Source organism: Schauerella aestuarii, from assembly GCF_009866805.1.
In the GTDB taxonomy this organism is placed as follows: domain Bacteria; phylum Pseudomonadota; class Gammaproteobacteria; order Burkholderiales; family Burkholderiaceae_B; genus Schauerella; species Schauerella aestuarii.
Window position 1 is genome coordinate 297,034 of record NZ_SIZW01000041.1, and the last position, 20,447, is coordinate 317,480.

Annotated in this window: 18 protein-coding genes; 12 read left to right on the plus strand and 6 right to left on the minus strand. The window is 63.4% G+C overall.

All coding sequences use genetic code 11. The annotated features are described in order from the left end of the window. Positions 1-57: 57 nt before the first annotated feature. The 4 genes from EYW45_RS12275 (at position 58) to EYW45_RS12290 (ending at position 4,752) form a co-directional block, all read left to right on the plus strand. Complete coding sequence (locus EYW45_RS12275) at positions 58-1,395, plus strand: ABC transporter substrate-binding protein (RefSeq protein ID WP_161135697.1); 1,338 nt, start codon at positions 58-60, stop codon at positions 1,393-1,395. Positions 1,396-1,408: 13 nt separating this feature from the next. Then, positions 1,409-2,257, plus strand: coding sequence for an ABC transporter ATP-binding protein (locus EYW45_RS12280; RefSeq protein WP_161135698.1), 849 nt, complete (start codon positions 1,409-1,411; stop codon positions 2,255-2,257). Positions 2,258-2,282: 25 nt separating this feature from the next. After that, positions 2,283-3,545, plus strand: coding sequence for a phenylacetate--CoA ligase family protein (locus EYW45_RS12285; protein ID WP_161135699.1), 1,263 nt, complete (start codon positions 2,283-2,285; stop codon positions 3,543-3,545). A gap of 178 nt (positions 3,546-3,723) precedes the next feature. After that, positions 3,724-4,752 (plus strand): amino acid ABC transporter substrate-binding protein, encoded by a 1,029-nt coding sequence (locus EYW45_RS12290; protein ID WP_161135700.1) that lies wholly within the window; start codon positions 3,724-3,726, stop codon positions 4,750-4,752. Between the two features lie 147 nt (positions 4,753-4,899). Here EYW45_RS12290 and EYW45_RS12295 read toward each other — a convergent pair whose 3' ends face one another. Next, a complete protein-coding gene (locus EYW45_RS12295) occupies positions 4,900-5,808 on the minus strand; it encodes a hydroxymethylglutaryl-CoA lyase (RefSeq protein WP_161135701.1) in 909 nt (302 codons plus the stop codon). Positions 5,809-5,904: 96 nt separating this feature from the next. Continuing rightward, positions 5,905-7,155, minus strand: a complete 1,251-nt coding sequence (gene dprA, locus EYW45_RS12300; RefSeq protein ID WP_161135702.1) for a DNA-processing protein DprA — start codon at positions 7,153-7,155, stop codon at positions 5,905-5,907. Positions 7,156-7,528: 373 nt separating this feature from the next. On the opposite strand from dprA, the gene def reads away from it, so the two are divergent. After that, positions 7,529-8,041: a peptide deformylase gene (def, locus tag EYW45_RS12305; RefSeq protein ID WP_161135703.1), complete on the plus strand. Its 513-nt coding sequence runs from the start codon at positions 7,529-7,531 to the stop codon at positions 8,039-8,041. 15 nt (positions 8,042-8,056) lie between these two features. Continuing rightward, positions 8,057-9,019, plus strand: coding sequence for a methionyl-tRNA formyltransferase (gene fmt, locus EYW45_RS12310; RefSeq protein WP_161135704.1), 963 nt, complete (start codon positions 8,057-8,059; stop codon positions 9,017-9,019). 22 nt (positions 9,020-9,041) lie between these two features. On the opposite strand, the gene EYW45_RS12315 is transcribed toward fmt, so the two are convergent. Then, positions 9,042-9,689 (minus strand): HAD hydrolase-like protein, encoded by a 648-nt coding sequence (locus EYW45_RS12315; protein WP_161135705.1) that lies wholly within the window; start codon positions 9,687-9,689, stop codon positions 9,042-9,044. Next, the gene (locus EYW45_RS12320; protein ID WP_161135706.1) at positions 9,690-10,277 is read right to left on the minus strand and encodes an LOG family protein; all 588 of its coding nucleotides are present in this window, start codon (positions 10,275-10,277) and stop codon (positions 9,690-9,692) included. A 290-nt stretch (positions 10,278-10,567) separates the two neighbouring features. Between EYW45_RS12320 and EYW45_RS12325 the strand changes: the two genes are divergently transcribed. Then, positions 10,568-11,119, plus strand: coding sequence for a ferritin-like domain-containing protein (locus EYW45_RS12325; protein ID WP_161135707.1), 552 nt, complete (start codon positions 10,568-10,570; stop codon positions 11,117-11,119). 190 nt (positions 11,120-11,309) lie between these two features. On the opposite strand, the gene rimO is transcribed toward EYW45_RS12325, so the two are convergent. Further along, positions 11,310-12,659, minus strand: a complete 1,350-nt coding sequence (gene rimO / locus EYW45_RS12330) for a 30S ribosomal protein S12 methylthiotransferase RimO (RefSeq protein WP_161135708.1) — start codon at positions 12,657-12,659, stop codon at positions 11,310-11,312. A gap of 135 nt (positions 12,660-12,794) precedes the next feature. After that, positions 12,795-13,763 (minus strand): tRNA dihydrouridine synthase, encoded by a 969-nt coding sequence (locus EYW45_RS12335; RefSeq protein WP_161135709.1) that lies wholly within the window; start codon positions 13,761-13,763, stop codon positions 12,795-12,797. A gap of 275 nt (positions 13,764-14,038) precedes the next feature. Between EYW45_RS12335 and rsmB the strand changes: the two genes are divergently transcribed. The 5 genes from rsmB to trkA are packed head-to-tail and all read left to right on the plus strand — an operon-like array spanning position 14,039 to position 20,421. Beyond that, the gene (gene rsmB, locus EYW45_RS12340) at positions 14,039-15,403 is read left to right on the plus strand and encodes a 16S rRNA (cytosine(967)-C(5))-methyltransferase RsmB (RefSeq protein ID WP_161135710.1); all 1,365 of its coding nucleotides are present in this window, start codon (positions 14,039-14,041) and stop codon (positions 15,401-15,403) included. A 41-nt stretch (positions 15,404-15,444) separates the two neighbouring features. Then, positions 15,445-16,020 carry a DUF4390 domain-containing protein gene (locus tag EYW45_RS12345; RefSeq protein WP_161135711.1) on the plus strand — a complete coding sequence of 192 codons (576 nt, stop codon included), beginning with the start codon at positions 15,445-15,447 and terminating at the stop codon, positions 16,018-16,020. Next, positions 16,017-18,332: a sensor histidine kinase gene (locus EYW45_RS12350; protein WP_161135712.1), complete on the plus strand. Its 2,316-nt coding sequence runs from the start codon at positions 16,017-16,019 to the stop codon at positions 18,330-18,332. The genes EYW45_RS12345 and EYW45_RS12350 overlap by 4 nt, the downstream gene beginning before the upstream one ends. Before the next feature lie 11 nt (positions 18,333-18,343). Beyond that, entirely contained in the window at positions 18,344-19,045 is a 702-nt protein-coding gene (locus EYW45_RS12355; RefSeq protein WP_161135713.1) for a response regulator, read from the plus strand. Then, a complete protein-coding gene (gene trkA, locus EYW45_RS12360) occupies positions 19,042-20,421 on the plus strand; it encodes a Trk system potassium transporter TrkA (protein ID WP_161135714.1) in 1,380 nt (459 codons plus the stop codon). The genes EYW45_RS12355 and trkA overlap by 4 nt, the downstream gene beginning before the upstream one ends. Positions 20,422-20,447: the final 26 nt, after the last annotated feature.

The window sequence follows — 20,447 nt, forward strand, 5'->3', positions numbered from 1 at the left end:
CTGGCAATAGACCGGGCCAATCCTGGTGTGCTGGCACACCGTCTGGAGGTAGTGGAGATGAAACGTCTGAACATCAAGTCCGTCGCACGCATATTGGCGGTCGCCGGCGTGGCAAGCGCCATGGGCGCCATCGCAATGCCGGCCCAGGCCGCCGATCAGTTCGTGCCGCTGCTGGTCTATCGCACCGGCTCGTTCGCGCCGCTGGGCATTCCCTGGGCCGATGGCAAATTGGATTACCTCAAGCTGGTCAACGCGCGCGATGGCGGCGTGAACGGCGTGAAGATCACGTATGAAGAATGCGAAACGGCGTATGCCACGGATCGCGGTGTGGAGTGCTATGAGCGTCTGAAGGGCCAGGGCCCCACGGGCGCATCGGGCTTCGACTCGCAGAGTACCGGCATTACCTTCGCCATCAGCGACAAGGCGCCGATCGACAAGGTGCCGGTCGAAACCGTGGGCTACGGTCTCTCGCAATCGGCCGACGGCACGGTGTTCGAATGGAACTTCCCGCTGTTGGGCACGTACTGGACCGCGGCCGACACCATGATCCAGGACATCGCCAAGAAAGAAGGCGGTGAAGACAAGCTCAAGGGCAAGAAGATCGCCCTGGTCTATCACGACTCGCCGTATGGCAAGGAGCCGATCGCGCTTTTGCAGAAACGGGCCGAGAAAAATGGCTTCGCGCTGTCGCTCTTTCCGGTGACGGCGCCTGGCGTCGAACAGAAATCGACCTGGTTGCAGATTCGTCAGCAACGTCCGGATTACGTGCTGCTCTGGAGCGCCGGCATCATGACGCCGACGGCCATTCGTGAAGCGCAGGCCAGCGGCTATCCGCGCGAGAAAATGTACGCCATCTGGTGGGCAGGTTCGGAAGGCGACGTGAAGGATCTGGGGCAGGTCGCCAAAGGCTACAACGCCGTCACGATTCACAACAGCGGCGCCAAGGGCAAGGTGTACGAAGATCTCAAGAAATTCGTCTACGACAAGGGTGAGGGCGCCGATCGCAGCGGCACCACGACCTTGGGCACCCTGGCGCACACGCGCGGCATGATGATCTCGATGCTGCAGGTGGAAGCCATCCGGGCTGCGCAGGAGAAGTACGGCAAGGGCAAATCGATGACGCCGGAGCAGGTGCGTTGGGGCTTCGAGAACCTCAACCTCACGCAAGAGCGGCTCGATGCGCTGGGCTTCGGCGAAATCATGCGGCCGGTGAAAACCTCGTGCGCCAATCACATGGGCGACGACTGGTCGCGCATCGTGCAGTGGGATGGTGCGAAGTTCAACATCGTGTCGGACTGGTATACGTCGGACAAGTCGATCGTGGGCCCGTTGGTCAAGGATGCCGCGGCCCGTTACGCCAAAGAGAAGAACATCACGCCGCGCACCTGCGGCTGATCGGAGACGCGTCATGATCGAATCGCCCGCTCAATTGCCGTCCGCGGCGGCTCCGGCACCCGAACTGCTGCTGGACGTCAATGGTATCGAGGTCATCTACAACCATGTGATCCTCGTGCTCAAAGGCGTGTCGTTGCAGGTGCCTCTGGGGCGCATCGTTGCGCTCCTGGGTGCCAATGGAGCGGGCAAGACCACCACGCTGCGGGCGATTTCCAATCTGCTGCAAGGCGAGCGCGGCGACGTCACCAAGGGCGAGATCCGCTACCGCAATGAGCGGGTCGATAAGCTCACGCCGGCCGATATGGTCAAGCGTGGCGTGGTGCAGGTGATGGAGGGCCGTCATTGCTTTGCGCATCTGACGATCGAGGAAAACCTGCTGTCCGGGGCGTATACACGCCGCTTGAACCGCGGCGACATGAACGCCGCGCTCGAGCGCGTGTATGCGTATTTTCCACGGCTCAAACAACGCCGTGCCAGTCAGGCGGGTTACACGTCGGGCGGCGAGCAGCAGATGACCGCGATCGGCCGCGCGTTGATGGCCGACCCGCACATGATCCTGTTGGACGAGCCGTCGATGGGCCTGGCGCCGCAGATCGTGGAAGAAATCTTCCACATCGTGCGTGATCTGAATACGCGCGAAAAGGTGAGTTTTCTGCTCGCCGAACAAAACACGAACATCGCGTTGCGGTACGCCGACTACGGCTACATCCTGGAGAACGGTCGCGTCATGATGGACGGCGAGGCCAGTGCCCTGGCGCGCAACGAAGACGTGAAAGAGTTTTATCTGGGCATCGCCAGCGGCGAACGCAAGAGCTTTCGCGACAACAAATTTTATCGTCGGCGCAAGCGCTGGCTGGCCTAACCGGCACTCCCCTTCAGAGGTTCACATGGCAGAATTTTTCGATGCATTGGAGACGCGCGCGCCCGAAGCGCGTGAGCAAGCGCTGATGCACGCGCTGCCCGCGACGCTGGCGCAAGCGGTGGCGCGCGCGCCGGCCATCGCGCGGCAACTGGCGGGGGTGGATCCACGGGCCGTCACCTCGCGTGCGGCGCTGCAGCGGGTGCCGGTGCTGCGCAAGCACGCCTTGCTCGAGGCGCAAACCGCTGCGCGCGAGGCGGGGCCGGCCGGTGCGGCCAGCGCCTTTGGCGGCTTCTCGGCAATCGGGTGGGGCGATGCCGCCCGCGTGTTTTCGTCACCGGGGCCGATCTACGAACCCGAGAGCCGCCGGCCCGATTACTGGCGGTTTGCGCGCGCGTTGTACGCCGCGGGTTTCCGCTCGCGCGAGCTGGTCTACAACTGCTTCGCCTACCATTTTTCGCCGGCGGGTTCGATGATGGAAACGGCGGCGCATGCCTTGGGATGCACGGTATTTCCTGGCGGCACGGGTCAGACCGAACAGCAGGTGCGCACGATCGCCGATCTGGCACCCGGCGGCTATACCGGCACGCCGAGCTTCTTGAAGATCATTCTGGAGAAGGCCGACGAACTCGGCGTGGCGCTCCCATCGCTCAAGCGCGCGCTGGTGTCGGGTGAAGCGTTTCCGCCGTCCTTGCGCACGTGGTTGCAGGCGCGCGGTGTGGAGGGCTATCAGGCCTACGGCAGTGCCGATCTCGGCATGATCGCCTTCGAGACGGCAGCACGCGAAGGGCTGGTGGTGGGCGAAGACGTGATCCTGGAGATCGTGCGCCCCGGCACTGACGACGCCGTGGCCGATGGCGAAGTGGGCGAGGTGGTCGTCACCACGCTCAACCCGGACTATCCGCTGGTGCGGTTCGGCACCGGCGATCTTTCGGCGCTGATGCCGGGTGCGTCGCCGTGCGGCCGTACCAATGTCCGGATCAAGGGCTGGATGGGGCGCGCCGACCAGACCGCCAAAGTGCGCGGTTTGTTCGTGCACCCGTCGCAGGTGGCTGAGGTGCTGCGCCGTTATCCGGAAGCCGGCCGTGCGCGGCTGACGATTTCGGGCGAGGCGGGCGCCGACGCCATGACGTTGACGGTGGAAACGGCGGCGGCCTCGGAAGCGCTGGCGTCGCGCATGGCCGAATCGATGCGTGACGTGACCAAGCTGCGCGCGTCAGTCACGTGCGTGGCACCGGGCAGCTTGCCCAACGACGGCAAGATCATTGACGACACGCGCAGTTTTGCATGACGAGAATGTGCGCTTTTTCAGGCACGGTCGACGCGCACGCAGCGGTCGCGGGATGTAGGATGCAGTTTGGTTATAAGGGGTTGCGCGCAAGTTATTTGGACGGCGCCGCGCGCGCGGCTAAGCTTGCCATCCGGCACGCGACCTGCGGTGCCGATCGATCTACACCCGAGGACATGTCATGCGATTAATCAAAGGTTTGGCGGGCGCAGCCCTGATGGCGGCAGTGAGCCAGGGCGCATTTGCCGCCCAACCCGCGTCCACATTGGATACGGTCAAGAACCGCGGCCATGTGCAATGCGGCACCACGACCGGCTTCGCAGGGTTCTCGGCGCCCGATGCCAAGGGCGAATGGACCGGGCTCGACGTCGACCTCTGCCGTGCCGTGGCGGCCGCCGTGTTCGGCGATGCAAGCAAGTTCAAGATCACGCCGCTCAATTCGCAGCAGCGTTTTACCGCGCTGCAGTCCGGCGAAGTGGATCTGCTGGCTCGCAACACCACCGTCACGCAGCAACGCGATACGGCATTGGGGCTGATTCATGCCGGCATCAATTTCTACGACGGACAGGGCTTCCTGGTGCCGAAGAAGTTGGGCGTGGCAAGCGCGAAGGAACTCGATGGCGCCACCATCTGCCTGCAAACCGGCACCTCGAACGAGAACACCCTGGCCGACTGGGCCCGCGCCAACAAGGTGAAGTACTCCCCTGTGGTGATCGAAACGTTCAACGAAGTGGTCAACGCGTTTGCCACGGGCCGCTGCGACGTGTTCAGCACCGATGCGTCGGGTCTGGCCTCGATCCGCATTTCGCGTCTGCAAAACCCGGACGATTACGTGGTGCTGCCCGAGATCATCTCGAAAGAGCCATTGGGTCCGTTTGTGCGCCAGGGTGACGATGCGTGGCTGAACGTCGTGAAGTGGACGTTGTCGGCCATGATCGAAACGGAAGAGTATGGCGTCACGTCCAAGAATGTGGACGAACAACTCAAGAGCCCGAATCCCAATATCCAGCGCATCCTCGGTGTTACGCCCGGTTCCGGCAAGAACCTTGGGCTTGACGAAAAGTGGGCCTACAACATCGTCAAGCAAGTGGGCAACTACGGCGAGAGCTTCGAACGCAACGTGGGGCAGGGCAGCCCGCTGAAGATCAAGCGCGGCTTGAACGCGCAGTGGACCGATGGCGGCTTGATGTACGCGCTGCCGATTCGCTGAGTGCATTGCGCTGGACCGACGCAGGAGGTCCGTCTGGCGCGTGCTGCCTGACCGCCAACCACGCGGTCAGGGCTCGGCGTTCAACTGGAGCGCCGTGCTGATGCATCGGTTGCGCGCGCGCGGCGCATGTCGCTCGGGCGCGCTTATTTATGCTGCGCGTTTTGCCGCGACGGCGTTGCCGGCGCGGCTCGATCCTTTGCGGTCCAGGTGCGCGGCCATCCATTGGCCGATATCCACCACGGCATCGAAATCCACGCCCGTTTCGATATTCAGGCCCCGCAGCATGTACAGCACGTCTTCGGTCGCCACGTTGCCGGTCGCGCCCTTGGCATAGGGGCAGCCGCCCAGGCCCGCCACCGACGTATGAAAGATCGCGATATCCGTTTCGAGTGCAGCGAGGATATTGGCCAGCGCCTGACCATAGGTGTCGTGAAAGTGACCCGACACCCGTGCGGGATCCACATGCGCCGTCACGGCGCGCATCACATTGCGCACGTGCTGCGGCGTGCCCACGCCGATGGTATCGGCCACATCGATTTCGTCGCAGCCCATGTCCATGAACGTGCGTGCTACGCGCACCACGTCTTCGATCGGCACGTCGCCTTGATACGGACATCCCAATGCGGTGCTGATGCTGCCGCGCAGACGGATGCCGGCAGCCTTGGCCGCTTCCGCCACCGGCGCGAAACGCTCGAGCGATTCGGCAATCGAGCAATTGATGTTCTTTTGCGAGAATGCCTCGCTGGCGGCACCGAAGATCACGACTTCGTCTGCGCCCGCAGCGCGTGCGGCATCGAAGCCTTTCATATTGGGGGTGAGCACCGAATACACCACGCCCGGGCGGCGCTGAATGCGCGCCATCACCTCGGCGGCATCGGCCATCTGCGGCACCCATTTGGGCGACACGAACGAGGTGGCTTCCACGTTGGGAAAGCCTGCCTGGGTCAGGCGGTCGACGAGTTCGACCTTGACGTCCGTGGGCACGATCTGCTTTTCGTTCTGCAGACCGTCTCGGGGCGACACTTCAACAATCTTGACGCGGCTGGGCATGGACATGGCGACTTCCTGAAGGCCCGCCGATCGTGTTGTCTGCCACTACGCGCCGGGCTTGTTATTGAGTATGGGAATAACGGTTAGTGTAAGCGGACATCGTCATCGGCGAGCCCGGCGCTGATAGCGATCGCCCGTCAGCGCATGCACGTCGCCGGCGAGTTCGAGGGTGACCAGCCGCGCACTCAAGCTGGCCGCGTCCAGGCCCGTGCGTGCGGCCAGCGTTTCGATCGATACCGGGTCGAAGCCCAGGGCGGACAAAAGAGGGTCTGCCTGATCGGCACGGGCGCGGGTTTGCGCCTTGACGCGGGCGACGACCGACTGCGCGGTACGGCTGCCGCCGTCGCCATTTCCCTCGCCATCCGCTTCATCGCCATCGATCACCGCGTCCTCCCCGGTCTCCACGATGCGCGTGCGACGTGTGTCGGCGAGGGGATTTTTGCGGCCGAACAGATCGGGTGCGCGCAGTTCTTCCAGGATGTCCTCCGCGGTTTCGACGAGCTTCGCACCTTGCCGGATCAAGGCGTGGCAGCCGCGCGCCAGCGGCGAGTGGATCGATCCCGGGATGGCGAAGACCTCGCGGTTGGCGTCGGCCGCCAGACGGGCGGTGATCAACGAGCCGCTTTGCACCGCGGCTTCGACGACCAGCACGCCCTGCGACAGGCCTGCGATCAGCCGGTTGCGGCGCGGAAAGTGGTGCTTGCGTGGGCCGCTGCCCAGCGGCAATTCGGAGATCAGCGCACCGTGGGCTGCGATCGCGTCGGCAAGTTTGCGGTGACGCGTCGGATAGACGAGATCCACACCTGTCCCCATGACGGCGATTGTGCCGGCGGCCTGTGGACCGGCCTCGATGGCCCCGCCATGTGCGGCTGCATCGATGCCTTGCGCCAGACCGCTCACCACGCACCAGCCGCTGCCGGCCAAGGTACGCGCGAACGCGCGAGCGTTATCGAGTCCGTCAGCGGTAGCGCTGCGGGCGCCGACGATGGCCAGCGCGGCGCGTTGTAGCGTCGGCAGATGACCGCGAACGTACAGCAGCAGGGGTGGGTCGGGCAGCGTGAGCAGCGCCGGGGGATAGGTGGGGTCGGCCAGCGTTACGATGTGGCGGTCGGCGTGCGCGAGCCAATCCTGCGTGGTCTCGATCGCTTCCACGATGTCCGATAGCGGGGGCCGGTGCAGCGTTTCGGCTATGGCGGGCGGCACGACGGCCAAGAGTCGTGCTATCGGTTGCTCGAAGATATCGCGGGGCAAGCCAAATGCCTTGAGGAGGGCATAGGCGTGCACCCCCAGATGCGGCGTGAGAGAGAGCCGCAGCCAATAGGGCAGGTCATGAGGGGAAGGGAGAGCATCCATCGAACGAGTGTCGCACGTCAAAAACACCGCGCTCAGGCGATAGGGATGACATTGTCATACCTGAAATAGGCGCAGGCACATCGGCCACGTTGATAGGCACAGACGCATCGGTAACGTCGCGACGGCCCGATCGGCAACGGCAACGCTCGCTTCGGGATGGCAACGGCGTGGCTGAGGAATCACCTTGTATTCCTGGGGATCGTCGGACGTTTCAGGGAACGGATGACCTGGCCCTGGGGATCGCAGCGGCCCGATACGAGAACGCGATGGCCGCAGTAAATGGGGCCGGTAGAGAAAGACGATTAGAAATCAAGGACATGATGAATTATCATAGGGGTTATTTCACTTTTTCCGCGATTCGCGATCCCTTTCCATGGCTTTGCTTTCCATCCTCCAATACCCCGATGCGCGCCTGAACAAGAAGGCCAAGCCTGTGGCCGTGGTGGACGATCGTATCCGCAAGCTGGTGAAGGATATGGCCGAAACCATGTATGACGCCCCCGGCGTCGGATTGGCTGCCACGCAGGTCGACGTGCACGAACGCGTCGTCACGATCGACGTGTCGGAAGACGGGTCGGCGCTGCAAACCTTCATCAATCCGGAAATCGTCTGGAAAAGTGAAGAGTTGCGCACCTACGAAGAAGGCTGCCTGTCGGTGCCTGGCGTCTACGACGAAGTCGAACGTGCAGCGCGTGTTCGCGTCAAGGCGCTGGATCGCGACGGCAAACCGTTTGAAATCGAATGCGATGGTCTATTGGCCGTATGCATCCAGCACGAGATCGATCACCTCGACGGCAAAGTTTTCGTCGAGTACCTCTCGTTGCTGAAGCAGAACCGCATCAAGACCAAAATGCGCAAAGCCGAACGCGAAGCGATGCGCGCGTAACGCGCGGCGATCGAGATGCGTATCGTTTTTGCGGGCACGCCCGAATTCGCCCGTCTGGCGCTCGTCGCGCTGATCGAGGCCGGTCACACCATTCCTCTTGTATTGACGCAACCCGACCGGCCTGCCGGCCGTGGGCTCAAGCTCACGCCCAGCCCGGTCAAGCAGGCCGCGCTCGACGCCGGTATTCCCGTGGCGCAGCCGCGCAGTCTGCGGCTGGACGGCAAGTATCCCGATGAAGCGGCAGCGGCGCATCGACTGCTGACCGAGGCGGCGCCGGATGTGATGGTGGTGGCCGCCTACGGTTTGATTCTGCCCCAATGGACGCTGGATCTGCCGCGCTTGGGGTGCTTGAACATTCATGCCAGCTTGCTGCCGCGATGGCGCGGCGCCGCGCCGATCCAGCGTGCGATCGAAGCGGGCGACGCGCAGACCGGCATCACGATCATGCAGATGGACGTGGGCCTCGATACGGGCGATATGCTCGATATCCGCTCGGTGCCGATCGGCCCGAACGATACCGCGGCCACGCTGCACGATGCGTTGGCTGCAGTGGGTGCGCGCGCCATTGTGGATGTGGTGCAGGCGATGGCAGATGGGCACGCGCCTGCGCCGCAGCCGCAACCTGAAGCGGGCGTGACCTACGCCGCCAAACTCGACAAGGCCGAGGCTGCGCTCGACTGGTCGCTGCCGGCCGAGACGCTGGCGCGCCGGATCCGCGCGTTCGATCCCGTGCCCGGCGCGACCACGCGTTTGCCCGGTCTGGCCGACCCGGTCAAGGTGTGGGCCGCGCACGTGCTCGCGGCCGATGCGGCCGGGACATCGTCGGGCACCGCCAACCCTGGAGACGTGCTTGCCGCCACGCCCGAAGGCATCGACGTGGCAACCGGTGCCGGCGTGTTGCGCCTGACGGTGCTGCAAAAGCCGGGCGCGAAGCGGCAGCCGGTCGATGTGTTCGTTCGGGGCTGGTCGCCGGCTTAGTTGGCGTCCATAGCCTCAGCATTTACGGCGGCAAATCCGCCTTGTCGCCAAGCAGCCAGTCGCCCATTTCCTGCGGTTTTGTAAACAGCCGATCGGGCGATTCGGCTGCGAGTGTGTCGCCGTCGTTGTAGCCCCAGGCGACTGCACCGGCGAGCCAGCCGCTGGCGCGCGCCGCCGCGATATCGCGCAATTCGTCGCCGATCAGGATCGCGCGATCGCCTGCGATGCCGTTGTCGCGCGCCAGGCGTTTGAGCTTGGCAGGCTTGCCGAAGACGTCAGCGCCGCACGCAAAGGTGTCGATGCAGTCGGCAGCAGATCCCAGCACCTGGCGCACATTGTTCTCGGCGTTCGAGCTCACGACCGCCAAATGTATGCCGCCCGCCTTCAGCCGCGCCAATTGATCGGCCATGCCGTCAAAAAGCAGCAACTCGGGCGTGACGGCCGCCATGCGGCTGCGCACATGCGACAGGATGATCGGTGCCTTCCACAAAGGGATGCCGAGAAACGCCATGATCCCGCGCGCGTCGCGCGTGCGCAGCATCTTCTTCTCCTCGGCCGTGGCGTGACGAAAGCCGTAGCGCTCAGCCACGCTGTCGAAGATGCTGTCGAACCAGGGAAAGGTATCCGCCAGGGTGCCGTCGAAATCAAAGGCTGCGAGCTGCACGCGCACTTAGAGCTTCTCCGCGCGGATCCATTTCGATACGGTGGGCGGTTCATAAGCCGCGAAGCGGTCGAGCAGGCTTACGGGATCGCTCTCGATGGCGAGCATCGCGCGATGCTGCGGCTGCATGAAGGATTCTTCCACCGTGTGGTCCAGAAAGCCGGCGAGTTGATCGTAGTAGCCCGCCACGTTCAGCAGGCCCACCGGTTTCTTGTGAAAGCCGAGTTGCGCCCACGTCCACGTTTCGAAGATTTCTTCCAGCGTGCCCACGCCGCCGGGCATGGCGATGAAGCCATCGGCGCGCTCGGCCATCAGCGTCTTGCGTTGATGCATCGAATCGACCACGACAAGTTCGGTGAGTGACAGGTGCGCAAGTTCTTTCTTCATCAGCGCATCGGGAATGATGCCGGTAACGCGTCCACCTGCCGCCATGACGGCGTCCGCAACCACGCCCATGATGCCGACACTGGCACCGCCATAGACCAGGCCGATATCGCGTTCGGCAAGCGCGCGACCGAGTTGCTGCGCGACTTCGGTATACACGGGTTGACGGCCGGCGTTGGAGCCGCAATACACACAAACGTTTTGAATAGGCATAAACATCGCTAAGAAAATGGTGCTGCAGAACTAAAAGATGGAAGCGTTATCACTCGCATCTTGGCAACGAGAATCACTGTTAAGTGTACGAAAAATGGCTCGCGAGGCACGGAAAATGCTGAATCCATGACCGATGACATCAGCACGGCGCGCGAGTTGTTGTACTCCTTGCACGCGAGTGTGAAGCATACCGAAGTGAATCGAATGTTGTCGCACGTCGATGAGGCGGGCGATGCAAGGCCAGCGACACAGAGTGGTCGCCGTGCTTAACTTATTTGGAGTGAAAAGCCATGGATCAACGTACACAAAACACCAATACCGAAACCGGCGAATTTGAAATCGACGTCGAAAGCATTCGCCAACGTGCTCGCCAAAGCCTGGAAGACGGGGCCGTTACCGATGGCTATCGCGGCGATCGCGAAACCGTATTGAAGTTGTTGAATGAAGCCCTCGCCACCGAGCTGGTCTGTGTGCTGCGCTACAAGCGCCACTACTTCATGGCCACGGGTTTGAATGCCGAACCGGTCGCCGCTGAGTTTCTCGAGCACGCCAATGAAGAGCAGGGCCATGCCGATACGTTGGCCGAGCGGATTGTGCAATTGGGCGGTGAGCCCAATATGTCGCCGAAGGGCCTCCTCGAGCGCAGCCACTCCGAATACGTCGAGTGCAATACGCTTGACGAAATGATTCGCGAAAACCTGGTTGCCGAGCGTATCGCGATCGACAGCTATCGTCAGATGATCGACTATATCGGCGACAAGGATCCCACGACGCGTCGTGTATTGGAAGAGATTCTCGCCGTTGAAGAAGAGCACGCCGACGATCTGTCGGACTTCCTGTAATCCGCTTTTTTTACTGGCGCGGCGGCGAACCGTGAGTGGCATCGCCTAAACCGTCAGCTCGTCGTTGCCTGCGCGTTGCCGTCGCGCATGGCATGCGGCGAAAAAAATGCCCCGAACGCACTCTCCGGTGTTCGGGGCATTATCTTGTTCAAGCGAACGATTGTTCAGTCGAACCCACGCGCGCTCGACCTCAGACCGTATCGGCCCACAGGTCGTATTCGTCTGCATCGGTAACCACCGTGCGCACCAGATCGCCGGGCTTGAGCACGCGATCGCTGGCCACGTACACACAACCGTCGATTTCGGGCGCATCGGCACTCGATCGGCCCACTGCGCCGTCTTCGTCGACCTCGTCGATCAGCACGTCGATTTCACGACCTACCTTGGCTTGCAGGCGTGCCGCCGAGATGGCTTGCTGATGCGCCATGAAGCGCTCCCAGCGCTCCTGCTTCACTTCGTCCGGTACCGGATCGGGCAAATCGTTGGCCGGCGCGCCGCCCACGGGCGAGTACTGGAAGCAACCCACGCGATCCAGTTGCGCTTCGGTCATCCACTCGAGCAGATACTCGAACTCGGCTTCGGTTTCTCCGGGGAAGCCCACGATGAAGGTCGAGCGGATGGTCAAGTCAGGACAGGCCTGGCGCCATTGCTTGATGCGCGCGAGCGTTTTGTCTTCGAACGCCGGACGCTTCATCAGCTTCAGGATGCGCGGGCTGGCATGCTGGAAGGGGATGTCGAGGTAGGGCAGTACCTTGCCGTCGGTCATTAGCGGGATGATTTCGTCGACGCTGGGGTACGGATACACATAGTGCAAACGCGTCCACACCCCCAGATCCGACAACGCCGAACAGAGCTCGGTCATGCGCGTCTTGACGGGGCGGCCGTTCCAGAAGCCGCTGCGATATTTCACGTCCACGCCGTACGCACTGGTGTCTTGCGAGATGACCAGCAGCTCTTTGACGCCGGCCTTGACCAGGCGCTCGGCCTCGCTCAGCACATCACCGACCGGCCGGCTGACCAGATTGCCGCGCATCGACGGGATGATGCAGAAGCTGCAGCGATGGTTGCAGCCTTCGGAAATCTTCAGGTAGGCGTAGTGGCGCGGCGTGAGCTTGATGCCTTGGGGCGGCACGAGATCCACGTAGGGATCGTGCGTGAGCGACGGGGGCGCGGCATCGTGCACGGCGCGCACGACCTCCTCGTATTGCTGCGGGCCGGTAACCGAGAGCACGCTCGGATGAACCTCGCGAATCACCGAGGCATCCACGCCCATGCAGCCGGTGACGATAACCTTGCCGTTTTCGGCGATGGCCTCGCCGATGGCGTCGAGCGATTCGGCCTTGGCGCTATCGATGAAACCGCAGGTGTTCACGACCACCACATCGGCGTCTTCGTAGGAGGGCGACACCACGTAGCCCTCCATGCGCAGTTGCGTCAGAATCCGTTCGGAGTCGACGAGGGCTTTCGGACAGCCGAGCGAGACGAACCCCACACGCGGGCTCGAGTCTTTGGTAGCTGTTAATTCTGAAGGGTTTTTCACAGTGCGATCTGGAAGAGGGGCTGCCGGGCGGGAAAGATCTGCGCGGCAATCAAGGCCAATCGGGCATTTTAACCGCCCGGCATCATTTCACGGCCTGTTGTCACCAAACAGGGTCTGACGTGTCGCCGTATCGCATCATTCCGGGGCGCGATAGCCATGCGGCGGGGCTTTCATGGCGTTCAGCACGTCAGGGGCGCCCTGCAGGTGGCGAATGGCCGCGTGCAGTTCGGCCGCCTGCGGCCAGGTGCGTTTCAGGTAGCTCAGCCACAATTTGACGCGGCCGTGCTCATGCAGGCAATCGACGCGATCCTGAAGCTTCTTCAGGTACATGGCAATGTGTTGCACCACCAGCGGCCATTCGTCCGGCGTGGGCGTATCTGCCATCGTGCCGCGGATGCGCTGGGTCAGAAAGGGGTCCGATACGGCGCCGCGGCCGATCATCACGTCGGCGCAGCCACTGATGGCGCGGCACCGGGCCCAGTCGGCCACCGTCCAGACCTCGCCATTGGCAATCACCGGTACCTTCACGGCGGCGGCGATGTGCGCGATCCATTCCCAGTGCGCCGGCGGGCGGTAGCCGTGATCGCGGGTACGGGCGTGCACCACGAGCGCCTCGGCACCGCCGTCGGCCAGCGCCGTGGCGCAGGCCACGGCCAGCGACGTGTCCGAAACGCCCAGCCGCATTTTTGCCGTCACGGGGATGCCGGCGGGCACGGCGGCGCGCACGGCGGCCACGATCCGGTGCAGCACGTCAGGCGTGGCCAGCAGCATGGCGCCGCCGCCATGCCGGTTCACGACCTTGGCGGGGCAGCCGAAATTGAGATCGATGCCGTGCGGGGAAAGGGTTGCGGCGAAGGACGCATTGCGCGCCAGCCAGTCCGGGTCGCTGCCGAGCAGTTGGATCACCATCGGCGTGCCGCCCGGGGTAAAACCGCCCGCCATGATTTCGGGGCAGTCGCGCTCGTACACGCGGGCGGGCAGGAGCGATCCCGTGATGCGCACGAACTCGGACACGCAGCCGTCGAAGGCACCCGTGCTCGTCAATACGTCGCGCAGCACGTAATCCGCCAGCCCCTCCATGGGGGCGAGGAAGAGGCGGCTCATGCGGCGAGTGGTCGCTGGGCGGGACTGACGGGCGTAGCGGCATGCGATCGGCGGCGCGCAAGCGCGGCGGCATGGGCCTTGGGCGGCAAAAACATGGCGGTGGGGCGTAGGGCTCGGCGCGCGATGCGCCGGCAGCAAAAATAAGGGGCGATGCACGCACATGGCGTTCGCGGGCCCGAGTTTACCCCGATCGCGGGGTTTGGCTGCACGACCAACAGGGCAATGGCACCGGTACAACGCGTCCAGCAGTTACCATATCGATCCTAACCTGCTTTATGAACACCATGTCCGACGTCGATTCTTCCCGCGCCAGCCCGCCTTTGTCCTCGCTTTTGCTCGCCACGGCCCAGGTCACGGAGGCCGTTTTGGGTGGCCAGTCGATGACGGAGGCGCTTGCCGCCGTCTCCACGCCGTCGCGGGCGGCGACGCAAGCCTTGGCGTTCCACACCATGCGGCAACTGGGCTGGGCCCGGGCCGTCAAGAATCAACTGATCGCGCGCACGCCGCCCAGCCCCTTGCTCGATGCGCTGGCCCTGGTGGCCATTGCACTGCTCAAGCCCTCGGATGCCGCCAGCAAAGCCGCCATCATCGATTTTCATACGGCGGCCATGCCGTCGTACGCGCCGCATACCGTGGTCGACCAGGCCGTGACGGCCGCCGCCAACGATGAAGAGATGGCGCGGTTCAAGGGGTTGCTCAACGGCAGCCTGCGGCGCTTCCTGCGTGAGCGCAACGACGTGCTGCGGATGATCGATCGCGATCTCGAGGCCAAGTGGAATCACCCGATGTGGTGGATCGCCCTCGTGCGCAACACCTATCCGCAGCAGTGGGAAGAAGTGCTGGCCGGGGCGCAGCGTCCCGCGCCGCTCACCCTGCGCGTCAATCGCCGCCAAGCCACGCCCGAGCAGGTCATCGCCGCGTTCGCCGAAGCCGGTGTGACGGCCGTGCCGGTGGGCGAGAGCGGTCTCATGCTCACCCAGCCGCGTCCCGTCACGCAGTTACCGGGATTCGCCGAAGGTTGGTGGTCGGTGCAGGATGCGGGCGCGCAGTTGGCTGCGCCGTTGCTGCCGCTGAAGGATGGGATGCGCGTGCTCGATGCGTGCGCGGCGCCCGGCGGTAAAACGGCGCACATGCTGGAGCTGGCCGATGTAGAGATGCTGGCGCTGGATTCGGATGCCAAGCGGCTTGCGCGCGTGACCGAAAATCTCGATCGCCTGAAATTGAATTCGTCCAAGGTGACGGTGAAAGCCGCCAGTGCGCTCGATCTGGATAGCTGGTGGGACGGCAAGCCGTTCGACGCCGTGCTCGCCGATGTGCCGTGCACCGCGTCGGGCATCGTGCGCCGGCACCCCGATATCCGCTGGTTGCGTCGTCAGGACGACGTGGCGCGCACTGCCACGCTGCAGAGCCGCATGACCGATGCCCTGTGGCGCACCGTTGCGCCCGGCGGTCATATGCTTTACGTCACGTGCTCGATCTTTCCGGCCGAAGGCGCGCGTCAGGCGGCCGCGTTCTCGCGTCGTCATGCCGATGCCGAACGTTTGAATGCGCCCGGTCAATTGCTGCCGATTGCTGCGGAAGCAACAGCCGAAACACAGCGCGACGGTTTTTTCTACGCCCTGTTTGCCAAGCAGTCCTGAATCGCCAAGAATAGGACTCGATCCTTACGTCACCCCAGCCGATGATGTTGCGCCTGTTGCTCGTGTTGATGCTGCTCTGCTCGCCCTTTCTCGGCGAGCCTGCTCAGGCCGCCTCGCCGGCCGTCACGCGCATCGAGCCCCGCATCGAGCGGGATCGGCTGCTGATCGACGCCGATGTCGATTTCGAGCTCAACAATCAGTTGCGCGATGCGGCGCAGCGCGGCGTGCCGCTGTATTTCACGGCCGATGCGATCATCACGCGCCATCGCTGGTGGTGGTTCGATCGCACCGAGGTGGATACGCAGATGACCTGGCGCATCGTCTACAACGCGTTGACGCGGCAGTGGCGCGTGGGCGTGGGCGAATTGACGCTGCCGGTATCGTCGCTGGACGATGCCATGGATGTGATGCGGCGCATCCGCAATTGGGACGTCGGCAGCACCGAGGGGCTCGACGTGGGCACCCATTACACCGGGCAGATGCGCTTGCGCCTGGACACGGCGCTGTTGCCGCGGCCCTTTCAGGTGAATGCACTGAATAACAGTTCCTGGACTCCCGCGACGCCGTGGGCCGAATTCGAATTCTCGATTTCCTCCAAGCAGGACGGGGCGCAATGAAGCGCCTGCTCAATATCGCTTTTGTGATTGGCGGGTTGAGCGGCCTGATGCTGCTGGGGCTGCTGGCGTGGTCCACTGGCAATGCCTCGCGGTTCGCGCAGTACTACGACGTGCTGTTGATCCTGAACGGCGTGTTCGCCACCGCGATGTTCCTGTGGGTGGTGTCGCTGATCGTCAAGCTGGCGCGGCAGATTCGCAGGCGCCAGTTCGGCGCGCGCCTCACTGCCCGTTTTGCGCTCGCCTTCGCCCTGGTGGGCGTGGTGCCGGGCGCGTTGATCTACGTGGTGTCGGTGCAGTTCATGTCGCGCTCGATCGAGTCGTGGTTCAACGTACGGGTCGATAGTGCGCTCGAAGCCGGCTTGAACCTGGGGCGCGCCGCGCTGGATTCGCTCCTGGCCGATCTGGATGCCCGGGGCAAATCCATGGCCAATGAATTGGGCAATACGCCCGATAGCGAACTGGCGACTGTGCTCACGCGGCTGCGCAACGCGAACGGCATCCAGGATGCACTGATCTTTACCGGTGCCGGACGCGCCGTCGCCTTCTCGACCAATCAGTACGGTCAGTTGTTGCCTGAAGTGCCGCCTTCCACCGTGCTCAATCAGTTGCGGGTGGCGCGCGGCTATTCGCAGGCCGAAGCGGACGAGCCCAACGATCTCGACAACGATGGCGGCCTGCATCTGCGGGTGATTTTGCCGCTGCCGGCGCCGGCGCGTTTCGACAGCCTCATCGGCGCGGCAGCCGAGCCGCGCTGGTTGCAACTGGTGCAGCCGGTGCCCGAGCAGATCGCCCGCAATGCCAACCGCGTGCAGCAGGGCTTCCGCGATTATCAGGAGCTTGCGCTCTCCCGCCTGGGCCTGCGCAAGCTTTACGGCATCACGCTCACCCTGGCGCTGATGATGGCGGTGTTTTCCGCGATTGCGGTCGCGCTGTCGTTGTCGAAGCGGCTCGTGCGCCCCTTGTTGCGCCTGGCCGGCGGCACGCAGGCGGTCGGGGTGGGTGACTACACGCCATTGCCCGAGCCTCCGGCGCGCGACGAGGTGGGCCAGTTGACGCGGTCTTTCAATGCGATGACGCGTCAGCTGGACGAGGCGCGCCGCATGGTGGAAACCAATCGCCAGCAACTGCTGCGGTCCAACGTCTATCTCGAGAATGTGCTGTCCAACCTGTCGTCGGGCGTGCTGGTGTTCGACGAAGGATTTCGCGTGACCACGGTCAATCAGGGCGCGCAGGATATCCTGCAGGCCGATCTGCGCCATGTGATCGGCCGTCCGCTCGAAACGGCCGACGGCATGCTGTCGTTTGCCGGCGTGGTGCGCGAGGCGTTTGCGGCCCACAGCGCCGTCGGTTCGGAGCGTCAGCACTGGCAGCAGCAGTTCGAGATCACGATCACGCCTACCGGCGCCGACGATACGGTGCAGATGCTCACGTTGCTTGCACGCGGCAGCCATCTGCGCGTGGATGGCCGGGGCAACGGGTATCTGGTGGTGTTCGATGACATTACCGAGGTGATCTCGGCCAACCGCACCGTGGCCTGGGGCGAAGTCGCCCGCCGCCTCGCGCATGAGATCAAGAATCCGCTTACCCCGATTCAGTTGTCGGCCGAGCGTCTGGCCATGAAGCTGGCCGATAAACTCGCTCCTGCCGATGCGCAGATGCTGGCCCGTTCGACCAACACCATCGTCAACCAGGTCGCTTCGCTCAAGCATATGGTGGACGACTTCCGCGAATTTGCGCGCACGCCGCCCGCCGTGATGCAGCAGATCGATTTCAATGCGTTGGTGGCCGATGTGCTGGCCTTGTACGGCTGGGATCCGGTCGACGGCCATGCGCGTGAAGGTGAGAAGGTTCTGCCGCTCGAAGTGGAGCTGGCACCGGAATTGCCTACGATCGAAGGCGACCCGACGCAATTGCGTCAGGTCATCCACAATTTATTGAGCAATGCGCGCGATGCACTGGTCGATCGTCCCGATGTGGGACTGGTGCGGGTGACGACGCGTTTGGTCGATAGCGATCCGGCCGATTCGGCGGCACCGCAGGCTGTGCGTTTTACCGTGATGGACAATGGCCCTGGGTTTTCGTCCAAGGTCATGCAACGGGTGTTCGAGCCGTACGTAACCACGAAATCCCACGGTACTGGGTTAGGATTGGCTATTGTGCGCAAGATTGTGGAAGAACACGGGGGAAGAATCGATGTCGCCAACCGCCGCGAAGGCGGTGCGCGAGTCTCGGTTCTATTGACACGACTCGCGGTGCCAGGCAGCGTTCTGGACGGGAACCCGCAAGATCGGGATAATGCGGCTACGCAATAGGTGGACGGTTTATGGCCAGAATTCTGGTGGTTGACGACGAAGTTGGGATTCGAGAGCTTTTGTCGGAAATTCTCTACGACGAAGGGCACACAGTCGAGCTCGCCGAAAACGCTGCGCAAGCGCGCACTGCGCGGCTGCGTGCGCGTCCGGATCTGGTGCTGCTCGATATCTGGATGCCGGATACCGACGGGGTCAGCCTGCTGAAAGAGTGGGGCTCGCAAGGGCTGCTCGATATGCCCGTCATCATGATGAGCGGCCACGCCACCATCGATACCGCCGTCGAAGCCACACGTATCGGCGCCATGGACTTTCTTGAAAAGCCCATCACGCTGCAACGTCTGCTCAAGACCATCGCGTCCGGGCTGGCGAGGGGGCGGGCACCGCAAGCCGTGGCGGCCACGCCGGTATTTGCACCGGCAGCGCTAGCGGCCAGTGCGGCGGATACCGATCGTCCGGTCACCATTCCGGCCGCCGCGCCCGCGGTGCCCGAAGATACGTCGCCCAATGCCACCGGGTCGCTCGGCAGCATTTCGCTCGATCAGCCGCTGCGCGACGCGCGCGACGAATTCGAGCGCATCTATTTCGAGTATCACCTGGGCCGCGAAAATCACAGCATGACGCGCGTGTCCGAGAAAACGGGTCTTGAGCGTACCCATCTGTATCGCAAGCTCAAACAACTGGGTATCGAGTCGGCGCGCAAGCGGAACGCATGAAGGTGTTGATCATGGGCGCTGGCCGAGTCGGGTCCAGCGTCGCCGAGAATCTGGTGTCCGAGCAAAACGACATCACGATCATCGACGCCAATCCAACTGATCTGCAGTATCTCCAGGAACGCTTCGATCTGCGTGCCGTCCATGGCGACGGCACGCAGGTGTCGGTGCTGCGCAGCGCCGGCATCGAGGATGCGGATCTGTTCATCGCCTGTGCGGCTTCGGACTCTGCCAATCTGGTGGCGTGCAGGATCGCCCGGCAATTGTTCAATGTGCCGCGCCGCATTGCGCGTATCCGATCGCCGGAGTTTGCCGAGCACGACATGCTGATGGGTGACGACGGCTTTTGCATCGACGCCCTGATCAGCCCCGAGCGCAGCGTCAGCAACTATCTGCATAGCCTGATCGAGTTTCCGGAAGCCCTGCAAGTGGTGGAGTTTGCCCATGGCCGTGTGAGCGTGATCACGGCGCGGGTGGAAACCGGCAGCCCGATGGCGAATCACTCGTTGAATTCGCTGCGTGAAGTGTTCCCCGACGTGACCGCACGCGTGGTCGACGTACTGCGCAATGGCCGCCAGATTCAAACCGGTCCCGACGTGGTGATCGTGCCGGGCGACGAAGTGATTCTGGTGGTCGATACCCGCCACGCCCGCAAAGCGGTGCGGCAGCTGCGCGATGGCGAGAAAAGCGTGCGCCGCGTCATGATCGCCGGCGGCGGCAATATCGGGATGCGCCTCGCCAAGCAACTGGCGCAGGAAAAATACAGTGTGCGCCTGATCGAGCGCAGCCCGGTGCGCTGCGAGTATCTCGCTGCCAATCTGCCCGACAGCGTGCTGGTGCTGCAGGGCAACGGTACCGACGAGGCGCTGCTCGCGCGCGAGAACATCGACGATATGGACACGTTTCTGGCGCTCACCAGCGACGATGAAGACAACATCATGTCGTCGCTGCTCGCCAAGCGGCTGGGCGCGCGCAAGGTGATTGCGCTGATCAACCGCCAGGCATACGGCGAGTTGATGCAGGGCAGCCTGATCGATATCGCGGTGTCGCCCTCGCAGGCCACCATGAGCGAGATTCTGCAGCATGTGCGCCGGGGCGATGTCGTGGCGGTACATCGGTTGCGGCAAGGCGTGGCCGAGGCGCTCGAGGCGATCGCGCACGGCGATCGCAAGAGTTCGCGTGTGGTGGGCCGTCGGGTGCGCGAGATCCGCCTGCCCAAGGGAGCGGCCATCGGCGCGATCGTGCGGGGTGACGAGATCTTGATGCCGGATGACGATACGGTGATTGCGTCGGACGATCATGTGATCGTATTTGTGCCCAGCCGCGATCAGATGGCCCAGGTCGAAAAGCTGTTCCAGGTTTCGGCCTCATTCTTCTAAGTCCGCGTCGAGCGCGCAATCATGGC

Bases quoted from the DNA above. Each gene is read 5' to 3' on its own strand.
- EYW45_RS12275 (WP_161135697.1), top strand. From the start codon at position 58: ATGAAACGTCTGAACATCAAGTCCGTCGCACGCATATTGGCGGTCGCC.
- EYW45_RS12280 (WP_161135698.1), top strand. From the start codon at position 1,409: ATGATCGAATCGCCCGCTCAATTGCCGTCCGCGGCGGCTCCGGCACCC.
- EYW45_RS12285 (WP_161135699.1), top strand. From the start codon at position 2,283: ATGGCAGAATTTTTCGATGCATTGGAGACGCGCGCGCCCGAAGCGCGT.
- EYW45_RS12290 (WP_161135700.1), top strand. From the start codon at position 3,724: ATGCGATTAATCAAAGGTTTGGCGGGCGCAGCCCTGATGGCGGCAGTG.
- EYW45_RS12295 (WP_161135701.1), bottom strand. From the start codon at position 5,808: ATGTCCATGCCCAGCCGCGTCAAGATTGTTGAAGTGTCGCCCCGAGAC.
- dprA (WP_161135702.1), bottom strand. From the start codon at position 7,155: ATGGATGCTCTCCCTTCCCCTCATGACCTGCCCTATTGGCTGCGGCTC.
- def (WP_161135703.1), top strand. From the start codon at position 7,529: ATGGCTTTGCTTTCCATCCTCCAATACCCCGATGCGCGCCTGAACAAG.
- fmt (WP_161135704.1), top strand. From the start codon at position 8,057: ATGCGTATCGTTTTTGCGGGCACGCCCGAATTCGCCCGTCTGGCGCTC.
- EYW45_RS12320 (WP_161135706.1), bottom strand. From the start codon at position 10,277: ATGCCTATTCAAAACGTTTGTGTGTATTGCGGCTCCAACGCCGGCCGT.
- EYW45_RS12325 (WP_161135707.1), top strand. From the start codon at position 10,568: ATGGATCAACGTACACAAAACACCAATACCGAAACCGGCGAATTTGAA.
- EYW45_RS12335 (WP_161135709.1), bottom strand. From the start codon at position 13,763: ATGAGCCGCCTCTTCCTCGCCCCCATGGAGGGGCTGGCGGATTACGTG.
- rsmB (WP_161135710.1), top strand. From the start codon at position 14,039: ATGAACACCATGTCCGACGTCGATTCTTCCCGCGCCAGCCCGCCTTTG.
- EYW45_RS12345 (WP_161135711.1), top strand. From the start codon at position 15,445: ATGATGTTGCGCCTGTTGCTCGTGTTGATGCTGCTCTGCTCGCCCTTT.
- EYW45_RS12350 (WP_161135712.1), top strand. From the start codon at position 16,017: ATGAAGCGCCTGCTCAATATCGCTTTTGTGATTGGCGGGTTGAGCGGC.
- EYW45_RS12355 (WP_161135713.1), top strand. From the start codon at position 18,344: ATGGCCAGAATTCTGGTGGTTGACGACGAAGTTGGGATTCGAGAGCTT.
- trkA (WP_161135714.1), top strand. From the start codon at position 19,042: ATGAAGGTGTTGATCATGGGCGCTGGCCGAGTCGGGTCCAGCGTCGCC.